The 16574-nt window shown below is 64.9% G+C and carries 17 protein-coding genes; 14 read left to right on the forward strand and 3 right to left on the reverse strand.

Annotation, left to right across the window (positions count from 1 at the left end; all coding sequences use genetic code 11):
• Positions 1-1075, forward strand: a 1075-nt coding sequence (locus A3AS_RS0123455) for a porin (protein ID WP_018320000.1), incomplete at its 5' end; no start/stop codon positions are given.
• A gap of 536 nt (positions 1076-1611) precedes the next feature.
• On the opposite strand, the gene A3AS_RS0123460 is transcribed toward A3AS_RS0123455, so the two are convergent.
• Positions 1612-4032 (reverse strand): lytic transglycosylase domain-containing protein, encoded by a 2421-nt coding sequence (locus A3AS_RS0123460; RefSeq protein ID WP_049814966.1) that lies wholly within the window; start codon positions 4030-4032, stop codon positions 1612-1614.
• A 280-nt stretch (positions 4033-4312) separates the two neighbouring features.
• Here A3AS_RS0123460 and dapA point away from each other — a divergent pair, with 280 nt between their 5' ends.
• From dapA to A3AS_RS0123480, 4 genes are read left to right on the forward strand one after another with little or no spacing between them, the layout of a single operon-like run.
• Positions 4313-5203 (forward strand): 4-hydroxy-tetrahydrodipicolinate synthase, encoded by an 891-nt coding sequence (gene dapA / locus A3AS_RS0123465; protein ID WP_018320002.1) that lies wholly within the window; start codon positions 4313-4315, stop codon positions 5201-5203.
• Between the two features lie 54 nt (positions 5204-5257).
• Positions 5258-5671: a large conductance mechanosensitive channel protein MscL gene (mscL, locus tag A3AS_RS0123470; RefSeq protein ID WP_026202292.1), complete on the forward strand. Its 414-nt coding sequence runs from the start codon at positions 5258-5260 to the stop codon at positions 5669-5671.
• A 59-nt stretch (positions 5672-5730) separates the two neighbouring features.
• The gene (smpB, locus tag A3AS_RS0123475; protein WP_018320004.1) at positions 5731-6204 is read left to right on the forward strand and encodes an SsrA-binding protein SmpB; all 474 of its coding nucleotides are present in this window, start codon (positions 5731-5733) and stop codon (positions 6202-6204) included.
• 4 nt (positions 6205-6208) lie between these two features.
• On the forward strand, positions 6209-6790 hold the full coding sequence (locus A3AS_RS0123480) for a peroxiredoxin (protein ID WP_018320005.1): 582 nt from the start codon (positions 6209-6211) through the stop codon (positions 6788-6790).
• A 9-nt stretch (positions 6791-6799) separates the two neighbouring features.
• On the opposite strand, the gene A3AS_RS0123485 is transcribed toward A3AS_RS0123480, so the two are convergent.
• Positions 6800-7474, reverse strand: a complete 675-nt coding sequence (locus tag A3AS_RS0123485; protein ID WP_018320006.1) for a uracil-DNA glycosylase — start codon at positions 7472-7474, stop codon at positions 6800-6802.
• Entirely contained in the window at positions 7455-8099 is a 645-nt protein-coding gene (locus tag A3AS_RS0123490) for an NYN domain-containing protein (RefSeq protein ID WP_018320007.1), read from the reverse strand. The genes A3AS_RS0123485 and A3AS_RS0123490 overlap by 20 nt, the downstream gene beginning before the upstream one ends.
• 329 nt (positions 8100-8428) lie before the next feature.
• On the opposite strand from A3AS_RS0123490, the gene rpoZ reads away from it, so the two are divergent.
• The 9 genes from rpoZ (at position 8429) to recO (ending at position 16556) form a co-directional block, all read left to right on the forward strand.
• Complete coding sequence (rpoZ, locus tag A3AS_RS0123495; protein ID WP_008133017.1) at positions 8429-8821, forward strand: DNA-directed RNA polymerase subunit omega; 393 nt, start codon at positions 8429-8431, stop codon at positions 8819-8821.
• A gap of 204 nt (positions 8822-9025) precedes the next feature.
• A complete protein-coding gene (locus A3AS_RS0123500; protein WP_018320008.1) occupies positions 9026-11311 on the forward strand; it encodes a bifunctional (p)ppGpp synthetase/guanosine-3',5'-bis(diphosphate) 3'-pyrophosphohydrolase in 2286 nt (761 codons plus the stop codon).
• Positions 11312-11356: 45 nt separating this feature from the next.
• Positions 11357-12109, forward strand: coding sequence for a pyridoxine 5'-phosphate synthase (locus A3AS_RS0123505; protein WP_018320009.1), 753 nt, complete (start codon positions 11357-11359; stop codon positions 12107-12109).
• Positions 12106-12525, forward strand: coding sequence for a holo-ACP synthase (gene acpS, locus A3AS_RS0123510; protein WP_018320010.1), 420 nt, complete (start codon positions 12106-12108; stop codon positions 12523-12525). The genes A3AS_RS0123505 and acpS overlap by 4 nt, the downstream gene beginning before the upstream one ends.
• 249 nt (positions 12526-12774) lie before the next feature.
• The gene (gene lepB, locus A3AS_RS0123515; RefSeq protein ID WP_018320011.1) at positions 12775-13539 is read left to right on the forward strand and encodes a signal peptidase I; all 765 of its coding nucleotides are present in this window, start codon (positions 12775-12777) and stop codon (positions 13537-13539) included.
• Positions 13536-14357, forward strand: a complete 822-nt coding sequence (gene rnc, locus A3AS_RS0123520; protein WP_018320012.1) for a ribonuclease III — start codon at positions 13536-13538, stop codon at positions 14355-14357. The genes lepB and rnc overlap by 4 nt, the downstream gene beginning before the upstream one ends.
• Positions 14347-15273, forward strand: coding sequence for a GTPase Era (era, locus tag A3AS_RS0123525; RefSeq protein WP_018320013.1), 927 nt, complete (start codon positions 14347-14349; stop codon positions 15271-15273). Before rnc ends, era begins: the two co-directional genes overlap by 11 nt.
• Before the next feature lie 21 nt (positions 15274-15294).
• Positions 15295-15675, forward strand: coding sequence for a hypothetical protein (locus tag A3AS_RS0123530; RefSeq protein ID WP_018320014.1), 381 nt, complete (start codon positions 15295-15297; stop codon positions 15673-15675).
• Positions 15676-15803: 128 nt separating this feature from the next.
• Positions 15804-16556 carry a DNA repair protein RecO gene (gene recO, locus A3AS_RS0123535; RefSeq protein WP_018320015.1) on the forward strand — a complete coding sequence of 251 codons (753 nt, stop codon included), beginning with the start codon at positions 15804-15806 and terminating at the stop codon, positions 16554-16556.
• Positions 16557-16574 lie beyond the last annotated feature (18 nt).

Raw genomic sequence — 16574 nt, forward strand, 5'->3', positions numbered from 1 at the left:
CACCTCGGGCGGTTCGCTCGGCGTGTACTACGCCTTCATCCAGTTCGCCGGCTTCACCATGGGTAAGGCCGTGTCGCAGTTCGACGCGCCCTGGACCAACTATCCCGGCAACAACTTCGACAGCCTCGTCGGCGGTTCCGGCACGGTCACTGGTGTCAACCAGTTCACCTACACCGCTGACTTCGGTCAGGGCGTGACGGCGTCGTTCTCGGCGGAAGACGCGACGGCTTACTACCAGGCCGGCAACCTCAACATGACCGGCGCTTCGGCGACTGGCATGATCGGCGGTTCGTATGGCTCGAACGCCATCGGCGGTTCGCGCTCGCCGAACCTCGTCGGTATGGTTCGTGTCGACCAGGCTTGGGGTCTGTTCCAGGCGTCGGTCGCCGCGCATGACAACCACGTTGCCTACTACGGCGCCACCGAGCCGACTGGCCACCCCGACGACAAGTGGGGTTGGGCTGTTCAGCTCGCTCTGTCGATCAAGAACATCCCGACTGGTGCGGGTGACGTGATCAACATTTCGGGCGTCTACACCGACGGCGCGTCCCGCTACAACTTCCAGAACCTCGCGGGCGGCAGCTACTCGATGTTCGGCAGCTCGGGCGTTGCTTACCAGAGCGTCGGCTTCGCCATCGCTCCGGACACCGTGTTCGTGACCGGCAGCTCGCAGGAAACCGTCAAGACCTGGGGCTTCCGCGGCGCTTACACCCATAACTGGGATCCCTACTGGAACACCGCGCTGTACGGTGCCTACGCTCAGGCGCAGTTCGGCTCGCTCGCCAAGACCACGCTTTGCGGCGCTGGCGGTGCAGGCGGCGTGTTCGGTGGCCTGGTCGGTGTGACGGGTTGTAATCCTGACTTCGCCGTTGCGCAGGTCGGTGTCATCACCCGCTGGACCCCGGTCAAGAACCTGACGTTCTCCGCTGACCTGAACTGGACCCACCTCGACCAGAAGTACTCCGGTACGGTTGGTTACGCCGGTGCTGGCGCAACGGCCAAGCCGGCCGCTGTGTACGAGCTGAAGGATCAGGACACCATCACCCTGCTCCTCCGCGCTCAGCGCAACTGGTAAGTTCGGTCTAACGACCTGACAGAGAGCCCCGGCGGGAAACCGCCGGGGCTTTTCTTTTGCCCCTTGCCTTCTCGCTTGGCGCAATGGGCCAAGTTTGGCGCATCGCCAGAGCAGGGCGATCGCACAGGGCATTTTCCGCAAGCTGAGCGCGCGCCGTGTCATTCGAGAAGCCTGTCATCGGGCCGCGCTTTGCGCGGACCCGGTGGCGATCTCCTAGCAGCCAAGCAGCGTCGATGCCCGTCAAGTCTGCCGCCGCGCACCCATCATCCTGAGAGCCGGCCAATGGCGGGCGTCTCGAAGGATGGCCACACAGAAGTCGCTCCCAATTGCGATTGCTCTGGTTGGGAGAGGGGAGCTCCGCGCTTCCCATCTCTGACAGCGGCGCGCTGGGGGAGGACTGTCGTTGGCCGGCGTGGGGCCGTGCAACGCCTCGCTGATCTGCCTTTGCAGCGGTGGCGATAGGCGCCTTCATCTGCACGCGAGGCAACGGCGGCGCTTGCCACCCATGCTCGCGGCTGAATCGAAAGAGCGGATCGCTATTCCACGCTGCCGGCGCCGCGGCGCAGATCGGCCTCGATCTGCAGGCGCGTGCCGCCGCCGAAGCGGGCGCGGTAGACCTGAAGGTTCTCCATGATCCGCTGCACGTAGTTGCGCGTCTCGGAGAACGGAATCAGCTCGACCCAGTCGACCGCATCGACCTTGGGATCGCGCGGATCGCCGTAGCGCTCGACCCACTTCTTCACGCTGCCGCGGCCGGCATTGTATGCGGCGAAGGTCATGATGTAGGAGCCGCGATAATCCTCGAGCAGTCCGCCGAGCTCGGCCGAGCCGAGCGTGGCGTTGTAGACCGAATCGTTCTTCAGCCGTCCCAGATCGTAGGTCGCGCCGTGGCGCTTGCAGACATAGCGCGCGGCGTCGGGCGTCACCTGCATCAGGCCGTAGGCCTGGGCCGGCGAGACCACTGACGGATTGAATGCGCTCTCCTGCCGCGCGATCGCATAGACGATGCTGCGCTCGACTTCGGGACCGATCGGCGTGAACTGCGGAATGCCGTTGACTGGATAGGCATAGAAGTCGAACGGCAGGCCGCGATTGAGCGCGGCCTTGCCGAGCAGCAGCATGCCGCGCGCATCGTTGTAGCGCTGGGTCAGCTCGCCGAGGCCGGCGAGCGCTTCGGGATCGCCGTTCTCGCCCATGTCGGCCAGCAGCGGTATCGCTATCTCGCGCTCGTCGAGCTCGTAGAGCAGGTGCGCGGCGCGGACGATCTCCAGCCGCTCGGTGCCGCGGCCGCGCGGCTGGCTGTTGAGCTCGATCTGCGGCAGGCCGAGCTTGGCCCGGGCGAGCTGGCCGTAATAGCTGGTCGACTGTTCGGCGGCGCGGGCATAGGCGTTGCGCGCCTCCTGCTGGCGCCCCGCCGCTTCCGCGGCGCGGCCCTGCCAATAGCCGGCACGCGCCAGCGCGGTCGGATTGACGCTGCCGACGCCGATGCGGGCGAAATGCTGGGTGGCGGCCGCGGCGTCGTTGAGGAAGCGCAGCGCAATCCACCCGGCCGTGAATTCCTGCTCGGTCTTGTAGATGTCGCGCGAGGGCAGTGCGGCGTCGCGCGCGATCAGATAGGCGCTGCGGAATTCCTCGGTGTCGATCATCTTGCGCGCCAAAAGACGCCGCTCGATCCACCATTCGTCGAGATTGTGGAGCCGGTTCGGATCCTTCGGCGCCGACAGCATGAGCTGGGCTGCTTCGGCGAACTTCTCCTCGCGGCGCAACAGCTGGATCTTGCTGAAGGTGAAGCCGGGGTCGTTGTGCAGCTCGCGCGGCACGGCGTCGAGCAGCGCGCGCGCGTTCGGCGCCTTCTTGACGGCGGCGATGCGGGCCTTGGCGAGTGCGACATAGCCGGCGCCCAGGCGCTTTGCGGCGCGCAACGCCGCCTCGTTCTCGCTGCCGTAGAGCAGGGTGTCCATCCGCGCCTTCTGGTCGCCCGGCGTCAGCAGGGCGCCGAACTGGTCGAGCGCGTTGTTCTCGGTATCCTCGGACATCGGATCGCTGCGCCAGGCCTCGCGCACCAGCCGCTCGGCATTGGCGCGGTCGCCGCGCGCCAGCATCGCCTTGGCGAGCGTGAAGCGGCCCTTGGCGGAGATCGGAGATTCGTTCTCGAACCACGACCACGCCACGGAATCGTCGCGCCTGTCGTCCCACATCGCGGCCTCGAGGCGTCGGCGCAGGAAGGTCTGCGACGGCCAGCTCGGATTGGCGGAGAGGAAGGCGCGATAGCGCTCCACGGTCGCGCCATTGTCCTCGCTGCGCAGGATGATCCATTCCGCGAGTTTTCGCGCGACCGGATCCGAGATGCCCGCTGCGACGTTGCTGGCCTCACCCGCCTTGCGCTTGCGCACGAGCTCGATGACGCTCTCGAGGGCGTCCTTGTCACCCTGGGGCGTCGACGACGTCGCAGCGACCGCGGCCGGTATGGCCGGCTTGCGCGGCGCGGCGTGCTGGCGCGTCGCCGGCGCCAGCACCGGCGCTGCGGCCGGTCTGGCGACAGGGGCGGAAGGCCTGACGGTAGCCGTCACGGCCGGCGCGGGGGCCGTTTTCGGCGGCGAACCGCTGGCGGCCGGATGCGATTTCGGCGCAGGGGCCGCTGCGGCGGGCTTGGGCTTGTCCTTCGCGGGCTCTTTTCCGGCGCTCTTGCCGGCGTCCTTGCCTGCCTCCTTGGCCGGTTTCTTCGCAGCGTCCTTGGCCGGGGCAGGAGCTGCACCCTTGCTTGCGCCTTTGTTTGCTCCCTGGCTTGCTCCTTTGGCCGCGTCCTTCGAAGTTTCCTTGCCGGTTCCCTTGGACGAGCCCTTCGCGCTGTCCTTGGCAGTGTCCTTGGCGGCTGGCTTCGCGGTGTCCTTGCCAGCTTCCGCCGTGGTCTCATTGGACTTGGCGAGGGCGGCGCAGCCGACCGATAGCCCTGCCATCAGGCACACGATCAGACCGGTGGATCGCCAGGCGGCACGAGGGAATGAGGTCACGGGTTTGGTCGCCCCGAATCAGTCAAGTGGCTCAAGATCTAGCTGTATTTGATTGAATATGCGGACAAAATACCAACAGCCGCTTACCGCGGGGCCGATTTGCACCACTACCGCGGCAAAATCGCGGCCTAAACGGTGCGTCACACGGAAGCGGGCCTTTTACCGGCGGGATAGACCCGATATGAAAGGGGCTTGCTCAAGAGATAGCCGCGTACGGAGGAAGTCCATGGCAGCCAAGACGAAATTCCGGGGGTCGTTCACCGCCTTGGTCACGCCGTTCAAGAACGGCTCGCTGGACGAGGCGGCATTCCGATCCCTGGTCAACTGGCAGATTTCGGAGGGCACCAACGGCCTGGTGCCGGTCGGCACCACCGGCGAGAGCCCGACGCTCAGCCATGACGAGCACAAGAAGGTGGTCGAATGGTGCATCGCTGAAGCCAAGGGCCGCGTGCCTGTGATCGCGGGTGCGGGCTCCAACTCGACCAAGGAGGCGATCGAGCTCGCTCAGCACGCCGAAAAGGCGGGCGCGGATGCCGTGCTGGTGGTGACGCCTTACTACAACAAGCCGACCCAGGAAGGCATGTACCAGCACTTCAAGGCGATCAACGACGCGATCGGCATTCCGATCATCATCTACAACATCCCGCCGCGCTCGGTGATCGACATGTCGGTCGACACCATGAAGCGGCTGTGGGAGCTGAAGAACATCGCCGGCGTGAAGGACGCCACCGCCAGCATGGTGCGCGTGTCGCAGCAGCGTGCGGCGATGGGCGAGGATTTCAACCAGCTCTCGGGCGAGGACGCGACCATCATCGGCTACATGGCGCATGGCGGCCACGGCTGCATCTCGGTGACCTCGAACGTCGCGCCGCGCCTGTGCTCGGAGTTCCAGGCCGCCTGGGCCAAGGGCGACCATGCCACCGCGCTGAAGATCCACGACAAGCTGATGCCGCTGCACAACAACCTCTTCATCGAGAGCAACCCGGCGCCGATCAAGTACGCGATGTCGCTGCTCGGCAAGCTCGACGAGACGCTGCGGCTGCCGATGGTGCCGGTCTCCGAGCCGACCCGCGTTGCCGTGCGCAGCGCCATGGTGCACGCTGGCCTGATCAACTGATGGGTTGACCTATCGGGGAGGCCGTTCATGAGCGTCGACGAAAAGGGCAGGCGGATGCTCACGGAGTTCCGTGAGTTCGCCATGAAGGGCAACGTCGTCGATCTCGCGGTCGGCGTCATCATCGGCGCGGCCTTCGGCGCCATCGTCACCTCGCTTGTCGGTGACATCATCATGCCGATCATCGGCGCTGCGACCGGCGGCCTCGACTTCTCGAACTACTTCGCCCCCTTGTCGAAGTCGGTGACCGCCACCAACTTAGCGGATGCGAAAAAGCAAGGCGCCGTACTTGCTTACGGTAGCTTCCTGACGCTGACGATCAACTTCATCATCGTCGCCTTCGTGCTGTTCCTGGTGATCCGCGCCATGAACACGCTGAAGCGGAAGGAAGAGACCAAGCCCGCGGAGCCGTCGAAGCCGTCGGAGGAGGTCGTGCTGCTGACCGAGATCCGCGATCTCCTCAAGAAGTGACGCGCGCGCTTCATCCAAACTGTTAGCATCGCTGCGCATCGCGCTCAGGTTTCGTCGCCATGGCTGAAAAGAACGAACGTCCGATCAAGGTCATGGCGGAAAATCGCAAGGCCCGCTTCAACTATGCGATCGAGGATACGATCGAGGCGGGGATTGCGCTGACCGGCACCGAGGTCAAGTCGATCCGCAACGGCAAGAGCACGATCGCGGAGTCCTATGCCGATTCCAAGGACGGCGAGATCTGGCTGATCAACGCCACCATTCCCGAATATCTGCAAGGAAACCGCTTCAATCACGAGCCGAAGCGGCCGCGAAAGCTGCTGCTGCATCGCCGGCAGATCAACAAGCTGATGGGCGCCGTCGACCGCGAGGGCATGACGCTGATCCCGCTCAAGCTCTATTTCAATGAGCGTGGGCGCGCCAAGTTGCAGCTTGCGGTTGCAAAAGGCAAGAAGCTCCACGACAAGCGCGAGACCGAGAAGAAGCGCGACTGGAGCCGGGAGAAGGGCCGCCTGATGCGGGCGAGGGGATAGCGAGATGAATCAACGGAACCTGCTCGAGGTCGATTGGAGCCAGATTCCCGCACCTGAAGACGACGGCGCCGCCGCGCATCTGACCGGCATGACGCTGCCGCCAATCGGCCTGCTCGCGACCAACGACACCTCGGTGACGCTGTCGGCGCTGCGCGGCCGGACCGTGGTGTTCGCTTATCCCCGCACCGGCGAACCCGGCAAGATTTCGTTGGTCGACGATTGGGACATGATCCCGGGTGCACGCGGGTGCACGCCGCAGACTTGCGCGTTTCGCGATCTGTTCGCCGAGCTGAAGGGCGCCGGCGCCTCCCACGTGTTCGGCCTCTCGACCCAGAGCAACGAGTACCAGACCGAGATGGCGTCACGGCTGCATCTGCCGTTCCCCGTGCTGTCGGACGAGAAGCTGGCGCTGACGCGCGCGCTCAATCTGCCGACGATGGAGGTCGCGGGCCTGACGCTGATCAAGCGTCTTGCGCTGATCATCGACGACGCCAGGATCACGCGTGTGTTCTACCCGGTGTTTCCGCCCGACCGGAACGCCGGCGACGTCCTGGACTGGCTGAAGGCCAATCCGGCCAAGGCCTGAACCAGGGCGCTAATCGAGATCCGCCTTCACCTTCGCGAACACCGACCGGAACATGTCCGGCGTCAGCACGCCGGTGTTCGTGTTGTAGCGCGAGCAATGATAGCTGTCGTAGAGCCTGAACGCGCCGGCCTGATGCACGGCGCCGTGGCCGAAGGGGGCCTGCGAGGCCTTCAGGTTCAGCGGCTTGAGCACGCTGTCGTGCGCAATCCGCCCGAGCGCGATGATCGCGCGCAGCTTCGGCATCGTCTCGAGATTCGCCACGAGGAACTGGCGGCAGGTGTTGATCTCGACGGGCAGCGGCTTGTTCTGTGGCGGAACGCAATGCACGGCATTGGCGATCCGGCAGTCGACCAGCTTCAGGCCGTCATCGGGACGCGCCTGATAGGTGCCCTTGGCAAATCCATATTCGAGCAGGGTGGCGTAGAGCAGGTCACCGGCGTAATCGCCGGTGAACGGCCGTCCCGTGCGGTTGGCGCCCTGCATCCCCGGCGCGAGGCCGACGATCAACAGGCGGGCCTTGATGTCGCCGAAGGGCGCAACCGGCGCATTGTGCCACAACGGCTCACGCGCCCGGTTCGCCTCACGAAAGGCGACCAAGCGCGGACAGAGCGGACAATTGCGGTCGGGAACGAGGGTGGGAGGCTGGCGGCTTGACCGGGCCGCCTCACTCCTCGAAGTCGTCATCGCCCCTCGGCGCCATCGTGGTTGCGCGCTGGAGGAATTGCGGGGCGTGGTGGCGGGCCTCGCGATCACCGCGGTCGCGCGGGGCGGGGCGTTCGGAGGGATCGCGGCCGAGCTTGGATTGCAGCTCGACGAGGTCGGTGAAGACGTCGGCCTGGCGGCGCAGCTCGTCGGCGATCATCGGCGGCTGGCTGGCGATGGTGGAGATCACCGTGACCCGAACGCCGCGGCGCTGCACGGCCTCGACCAGGGAGCGGAAGTCACCGTCACCGGAGAACAGCACCATCTGGTCGATGTGCTCGGCAAGCTCCATGGCGTCCACGGCGAGCTCGATGTCCATGTTGCCCTTGACCTTGCGGCGGCCGGAGGCGTCGATGAACTCCTTGGTCGCCTTGGTGACGACGGTGTAGCCGTTGTAATCCAGCCAGTCGATCAGCGGGCGGATCGAGGAGTATTCCTGATCCTCGATGATGGCGGTGTAGTAGAACGCCCGAAGCAACGTTCCGCGGCTCTGAAACTCCTTCAGCAGGCGCTTGTAGTCGATGTCGAAGCCCAGAGTTTTCGCCGTCGCGTAGAGATTGGCTCCGTCGATGAAGAGCGCGATCTTGTCGGTGGAGGAAGGTGACATTCAGTTTGCTCGCGTAGTGTTCGTGATTGATCGTTTATTGTTGGCGCGGCGGCAGCAGGCCGCGCAGTTCTAGGGTGCCGCCGAAATCCGTCGAAGCCGCAAATCCGGAGAAGTCGGGGCAAACAAGGTATAGTTATGGCGGACTTTCATAGACCCGGCGCCGCCCTCGATGGCAGCCCGGGTAACCGCCCATCCCAGCCCCAATGTGGGGGTAGCAGAGCCGTTTGGCGAGGCCAAATCACAAATTGGCCTTGCGAAACCGCCCCAGCCCCTATAACTAGCCCCAATCATCCACATATTTCGTCCCACCCACAACGGAGCGACAGTCCATGGCTCGCGTCACCGTAGAAGATTGTATCGACAAGGTCGACAACCGGTTTGACCTGGTCCTGCTGGCCGCCCACCGTGCCCGCATGATTTCGTCCGGCTCACAACTAACGGTTGACCGCGATAACGACAAGAACCCTGTTGTGTCTTTGCGCGAAATTGCTGACACGACCATTTCGCCCGAGGATCTGCGCGAGGAGCTGGTGCACTCGCTCCAGAAGTTCGTCGAGGTCGACGAGCCCGAGCCGGATACTGTGCCGCTGATCGGTTCCGCGGGCGCGAGCGTCGATGCGGACGATACCGAAGTCGCCGTCGAGCGCATGACCGAAGAGGAGCTCCTGAAGGGTCTCGAAGGCCTCGCGCCGCCCGAGGAGCAGCCCGAGGAAGACGAGTAAATCGTCCGTCGCGATCGTCGATTTCTTGTGATTTTATCAAAGGCCCGAACCGGTGTTCGGGCCTTTGCTTTTGTTGACGTTTTCGTGGTTACCATGCGTTGTAGTTGGCGATGCGTCCTGTCACTGAATTGATCGGACACAAGCGCGATCGGAGCTAAGATGTATACAGCGGGCCGGCTCGGGTTCGTTTGAAGGCAGGACGGGATGGTATATCGGCGCCGCAGATCCACGCAGATGCAGGCCGCAACCGAGTCGGTTGCCGTGGCCCCGACTGCGCCGGTCGCGCGCCCGGCCAAGCCGCGCGCGCGCATGATGCGTCAATATGACCTCGTCGAGCGCGTCAGGTCCTACAATCCCAACACCAACGAAGACCTGCTGAACCGCGCCTATGTCTACGCCATGAAGGCGCACGGCTCGCAGACCCGCGCCTCGGGCGATCCGTATTTCTCGCACCCGCTCGAAGTGGCAGCGATTCTCACCGACCTCAAGCTCGACGACGCCACCATCGTGGCCGCGCTGCTCCACGATACCATCGAGGACACCGAAGCGACGCGGGCCGAGATCGACCAGATCTTCGGGCCGGAGATCGGCGCGCTGGTCGAGGGTCTGACCAAGCTGAAGCGGCTCGAGCTGGTGTCGCGGGAGGCCAAGCAGGCCGAGAACCTGCGCAAATTGTTGCTGGCCATTGCTGACGATGTCCGTGTGCTCCTGGTCAAGCTCGCCGATCGCCTGCACAACATGCGCACGCTGGATTTCGTGCCGACGGAATCGCGCAGGCGCATCGCCGAGGAGACACTCGACATCTATGCGCCGCTGGCGGGCCGCATGGGCATGCAGGAAATGCGCGAGGAGCTGGAGGATCTGTCCTTCCGCACCCTCGATCCCGAAGCCTATTCGGTGGTGATGCAGCGGCTCGACGCGCTCGCCGAGCGCAACCGCAATCTGATCGGCGAGATCGAGGACCAGCTCTCCAACAATCTGCGCCACCGGGGCTTAGGGGCGCGGGTCTATGGCCGCCGCAAGAAGCCGTTCTCGATCTGGACCAAGATGGAGCGCAAGTCGGTCGGCTTCGAGCAATTGTCCGACATCTTCGGCTTCCGTCTCGTCGTCAACGACATCGAGGCCTGCTATCGCGCGCTCGGCATCGTCCACACCACCTGGCCGGTCGTGCCGGGACGCTTCAAGGACTACATCTCGACGCCGAAGCAGAACGACTATCGCTCGATCCACACCACGGTGATCGGCCCCGGCAACCAGCGCGTCGAGCTGCAGATCCGCACGGAGGCGATGGACCAGATCGCCGAGCGCGGCATCGCCGCGCATGTGTTCTACAAGGAGGGCGTCGGCTCGCCGACCGAATTCCTCAAGCGCGAATCCAATGCGTTCGCCTGGCTGCGCCACACCATCGGCATCCTCTCGGAAAGCGCCAATCCGGAGGAATTCCTCGAGCACACCAAGCTCGAGCTGTTTCACGACCAGGTGTTCTGCTTCACCCCGAAGGGCAAGCTGATCGCGCTGCCGCGCCACGCCAACGTGATCGACTTCGCCTATGCCGTGCACACTGACGTCGGCAACAGCGCAGTCGGCTGCAAGATCAACGGCCAGTTCGCGCCGCTGTCCTCGGAGCTGCAGAACGGCGACGAGGTCGAGGTGCTGACCTCGGAAGCGCAATCGGCGCCGCCCTCGGCCTGGGAGACGCTTGCGGTCACCGGCAAGGCGCGCGCTGCGATCCGCCGCGCCACGCGGACTGCGGTGCGCGATCAATACGCCGGTCTCGGCCGGCGCATCGTGGAGCGCCTGTTCGAGCGCGCCAAGATCGAATACGCCGACGACAAGCTCAAGGGCGCGCTGCCGCGGCTCGCGCGCACCTCGATCGAGGACGTCATGGCGGCGGTGGGGCGCGGCGAGATCAAGGCCTCCCACGTCGCGCGTGCGATGTACCCCGACTACAAGGAGGAGCGCATCGCGCGCTACGGCGTGAAGAAGGGGCTTGCCGCCAAGCTCAAGGAGAAGTCGTCGGAGCCGCCGCGCAGCCCGGTCGCGATCCCGATCCGCGGCATCAATTCCGACCTGCCGATCAAGTTCGCACCGAATGGCGGCGCCGTGCCGGGCGATCGCATCGTCGGCATCGTGACGCCGGGCGAGGGCATCACGATCTACCCGATCCAGGCGCCGGCGCTGAAGGATTTCGAGGAGGAGCCGGAGCGCTGGCTCGACGTCCGTTGGGACATCGAGGACTCCGCGCCGCAGCGCTTTCCGGCCCGCATCAAGGTCGAGAACGTCAACGAGCCCGGCGCGCTGGCGCAGATCGCGACCGTGATCGCCGAGCACGACGGCAATATCGACAACATCAGCATGCAGCGCCGCTCGCCTGATTTCACGGAGACGACGATCGATCTCGAAGTCTACGATCTCAAGCACCTCAGCGCGATCCTGGCCCAGCTGCGCGCGAAGGCGGTCGTCGCCAAAGTCGAACGTGTTAATGGATAGGCGTCCTCCGCAGCCGTCCGTCCCTCCGATTTCGTGAGTTCTGAAATGCCCGCTTCGAAGCTTCGCCTCGGCGTCAATATCGATCACGTCGCAACCGTGCGTAACGCGCGCGGCGGCCGCCATCCCGATCCGGTGCGCGCGGCGCTGCTGGCGATCGAAGCCGGCGCCGATGGCATCACCGCCCATTTGCGGGAGGATCGCCGCCACATCCGCGACGAGGACATGGCGCGGCTGAAGGCCGAGATCTCCAAGCCGCTCAATTTCGAGATGGCGGCGACCGACGACATGATGCGCATCTCGCTCGCCACCAAGCCGCACGCGGTGTGCCTGGTGCCGGAGCGCCGGCAGGAAGTGACCACTGAAGGTGGGCTGGATGTGGTCGGCCAGCACAACGCCCTCGCGCCCTATATCGCGCGACTGAACGATGCCGGCATTCGGGTCTCCCTGTTCATCGCCGCCGATCCCGCCCAGATCGAGATGGCGGCGCGGCTGCGTGCGCCTGTGATCGAGATCCACACCGGCGCCTGGTGCGATGCCGTCGTCGACGGCCACACCGCCAAGGCCGAGGCCGAATGGCAGCGGATCGTGGCGGGCGTGAAGCTGGCGAAGGCGGCCGGGCTCGAGGTTCATGCCGGGCACGGGCTCGACTATGCGACGGCGGAGACGATTGCCGCCCTTCCAGAGATCATGGAGCTCAACATCGGCTACTACATGATCGGCGAAGCACTGTTCGTCGGTCTTGCCGAGACGGTGCGCAGCATGCGCGCGGCGATGGACCGCGGCCGGAGCCGGGCATGATCATCGGCGTCGGCTCCGACCTGATCGACATCACCCGCGTTGCCAAGGTGATCGAGCGCCACGGCGAGCGTTTCCTCGACCGCATCTTCACCGCGGCCGAGCGGGCCAAGGCGGAGCGGCGGGCCAAGAACGAGAAGATGGTGGTGGCGACCTACGCCAAGCGCTTCGCCGCCAAGGAGGCCTGCTCCAAGGCGCTCGGCACCGGGATCCGGCGCGGCGTCTGGTGGCGCGACATGGGGGTGGTCAACCTGCCGGGCGGGCGGCCGACCATGCAGCTCACCGGCGGGGCGCTGGCCCGGCTCCAGACCCTGACCCCGGAGGGGTTCGAGGCGCGGATCGACCTGTCGATCACCGACGACTGGCCGTTGGCGCAGGCCTTCGTGATCATTTCGGCCGTCCCGCTGCCGAAACCCTGAGGGGGCCCCGGCGATTTTATGATTTGTGTTATAAATCAATACCTTATTCAGTTTTGATGCGATCCTTGATTGCGTGGCCTCCGACAACCGTCTAAAAGTCCGCGGACGCAAATCAGCTTGGGCGAATTCGGCTTTACGCCGGAATTGGCCCTCACTATCAGAATCAGGACAATCTCCTTGCGCCGCGAACCGGTGGGCCGTTCGCGGGAGGAGGGCGCTCTGTGATCGCCGGCCGGAATTGAGAGAGCAATGAGCGTGACTTCAGGAACGAAAACTGAGAGCGGCGTCGGTGAGACGATCCGGGTCGTGATCCACGCTCTCCTGATCGCGCTGGTGATCCGCACGTTCCTGTTCCAGCCCTTCAATATCCCGTCCGGCTCGATGAAGGCGACGCTGCTGGTCGGCGACTATCTGTTCGTCTCGAAATATTCCTACGGCTACAGCCACTATTCGATTCCGTTTTCGCCGCCGCTGTTCTCCGGGCGGATCTGGGGCTCCGATCCGAACCGCGGCGACATCGTCGTGTTTCGGCTGCCGAAGGACGATTCCACCGATTACATCAAGCGGGTGATCGGCCTTCCAGGCGACCGCATCCAGATGCGGGACGGGCTGCTCTACATCAACGACACGCCGGTGGAGCGGCAGCGCATGAGCGAATATGTCGGCGAGGAGCCCTGCGGCTCGGAAGGTGGCGGTATCTCCCGCGTGAAGCGCTGGAAGGAAACGCTGCCGAACGGCGTGTCCTATGAGACGCTCGACTGTGCCGACAACGGCTACGTGGACAACACCAACGTCTACACCGTGCCGGCCGGCCATTTCTTCATGATGGGCGACAACCGCGACAATTCCACCGACAGCCGCTTCCTCGGCCAGGTCGGCTATGTGCCGCAGGAGAATCTGATCGGCCGCGCCCAGATGATCTTCTTCTCCATCGCCGAAGGCGAGCATGCCTGGATGTTCTGGCGCTGGCCGTGGGCGGTGCGCTGGAATCGGTTCTTCAAAATCGTCCGATGAAAGACGAAGCCAAGGACATCGCGATCCAACCGACCGAGGCGCAAGCCGCTCCTGAGAGCGAAGCTGCAGCGAAGACGCCTGCAAAGAAGAAGCGGACGCGGAGCAGCAAGGCCAAGGGCACCGATGCCAACGCGGCGCTCGAGGCGCGCATCGGCCATAGCTTCGCTGACCCGAATATGCTGATGCAGGCGATCACGCATGTCTCGGCGCTGAAGTCCGGGCGCAAGCGCGGCGACAGCTATCAGCGCCTGGAATTCCTCGGCGACCACGTGCTCGGGCTCGTCGTCTCCGACATGCTCTATCACGCGTTCCCGAACGCTGATGAGGGCGAGCTGTCCAAGCGTCTTGCCGAGCTCGTGCGCAAGGAAAGCTGCGCCGACGTCGCCAAGTCGCTCGGTCTGCTCGACGACATCAAGCTCGGCTCGGTCGGCTCCAGCGCCGACGCGCGCCTGCGCAAGTCCATCCTCGGCGACATCTGCGAGGCCGTGATCGGCGCCATCTTCCTTGACGGCGGCCATGCGGCGGCCGCCGAATTCGTCAAGCGCAACTGGACCGAGCGCATGCACAAGCCGCGCCGTCCCTTGCGCGATCCCAAGACCGTGCTGCAGGAATGGGCGCAGGGCAAAGGGCTGCCGACGCCGGTTTACCGCGAGGTCGAGCGCACCGGCCCGCACCACGATCCGCAATTCCGCGTCGCGGTGGACCTGCCGGGGCTCGCGCCGGCCGAGGGCATCGGCGGCAGCAAGCGCGCGGCAGAGAAAGTAGCAGCTTCAGTGATGATCGAACGTGAAGGCGTTGGCGGCGGCAATGACGGCTGAAACAAGCGGCGAGGCGCCCACTGCCACGCGCTGCGGCTTCGTTGCGCTGATCGGCGCGCCGAACGTCGGCAAGTCCACGCTGGTCAACGCGCTGGTCGGCGCCAAGGTCACGATCGTTTCGCGCAAGGTGCAGACCACGCGCGCGCTGATCCGCGGCATCGTGATCGAGAACAACGCGCAGATCATCCTGGTCGACACGCCCGGCATCTTCCTGCCAAAGCGCCGGCTTGACCGCGCCATGGTCTCGACCGCCTGGAGCGGGGCGCATGACGCCGATCTCGTCTGCGTGCTGCTCGACGCCAAGACCGGGATCGACGAGGAAGCCGAGGCGATCCTCAGCAAGGCGGCCAGCGTCAATCACGAGAAGATCCTGGTGATCAACAAGGTCGATCTGGTCCAGCGCGAGAAACTGCTGGCGCTGGCGCAGGCCGCCAACGAGCGCATGAAGTTCGCGAGGACCTTCATGATCGCGGCGATCTCGGGCGACGGCGTCGACGATATCCGCAAGACGCTGTCCGAGATGGTGCCGCCGGGTCCGTTCCTCTATCCCGAGGACCAGATGTCGGACGCGCCGATGCGGCAGCTGGCGGCCGAGATCACGCGCGAAAAGATCTATCAGAAGCTGCACCAGGAATTGCCCTACCAGTCCACGGTCGAGACCGACAAGTGGGAGGAGCGCAAGGACAAGTCGGTGCGGATCGAGCAAACGATCTTCGTCGAGCGCGAGAGCCAGCGCAAGATCGTGCTCGGCAAGGGCGGCGCCACCATCAAGTCGATCGGCGCGGACTCGCGCAAGGAGCTGATGCAGATCTTGGACGTGCCGGTGCATCTGTTCCTGTTCGTCAAAGTGCGCGAGAACTGGGGCGACGATCCCGATCGCTACCGCGAGATGGGCCTGGACTTTCCGAGAGAATAACCAAGAACAGATCGGTATCCGATGAGCGTGCCCAGCAATGTCCGGCGCTTCGAAGCGCTGCTCTATGCATCGTTGATGCTGGATGCTTTGTCCGTTGCGGTGCAGGACCGCACGCCCAATGCGGAGGTGACCGAGCAGATGATCATGACGGGGACCTTGCTCGCCGGCGGCATGATCCTGCTGCTAGTCTACTTCGTCAGGCTCGCCGCGCATGAGCGGAAGAACTGGCCGCGCTGGGTGCTGGCGGCGGCGCTCGTGCTGTCGGTGATCTCGCTTGGCCAGATCATCGGCCAGAAGGGCCTGGAGCTCGACAGCGCCATCGAGATCGTTTCCTGCGCGCTGACGACGGTAGGCCTGTATTTCTCCTTCAGCGGCGACGCGCAGGGCTGGTTCAACGCGTGAGGTTTCGCGCGGTACCGTAGGGTGCGCCCTTGCGCGCCGTGCCCACCATCTCGCGCCGTCGATCAAATTGGTGGGCACGCTTCGCTTTGCCCACCCTACGGCAGCTTTAAATGCGCTAAACTTCCTTCATGGAATGGACCGACGAAGGCATCGTGCTGGGCGTGCGGCGGCATGGCGAAAGCAGCGCCATCGTAGAGCTCTTGACGCGCGCGCACGGCCGCCATCTCGGCCTCGTCCGCGGCGGCGCCGGCTCGCGGATGCGGCCCTTGCTGCAGCCGGGGAACAGCGTCAGCGCGGTATGGCGAGCGCGGCTCGACGAGCATCTCGGCACCTACGCCATCGAAGGGCTTAAGCTGCGCGCGGCGGCGCTGCTGGGTTCGTCCCATGGCGTCTACGGCGTCACCCATCTCGCCTCGATCGCGCGCCTCTTGCCGGAGCGCGATCCGCATGAGGAGATCTTCGCGCTGCTCGAGCATTCGCTCGACGATTTCGAGGATATCGGTGGTGCGGCGGTGCACCTCATCCATTTCGAGCTGGCGATGCTCGCCGAGCTCGGCTTTGGGCTGGCCCTCGAAAACTGTGCCGTGACCGGCGAGACCACCGACCTGATCTATGTCTCGCCGAAATCCGGCGGCGCGGTGTCGCGCGGCGCTGGCGAGGCGTGGCGTGACCGCCTGTTGCGCCTGCCGCCGTTTCTGCGCCAAGGCGAAACCGCAAGCGACCTCACCGAGCAGGATCTCCAAGACGGTTTTCGGCTCACCGGCCTGTTCCTGCTGCGCCATGTGCTGGAGCCGCGCGGGCAGGGCCATTCCGACGCGCGCGCGGGCTTCATCAACGCCTTGATCCGGCAGCAGGCGAAGGCGGCGATTCCCGCGCCATGAGCGGAGTGGGACTCTGCT

The organism is Bradyrhizobium sp. WSM2793, from assembly GCF_000379585.1.
GTDB lineage: Bacteria > Pseudomonadota > Alphaproteobacteria > Rhizobiales > Xanthobacteraceae > Bradyrhizobium.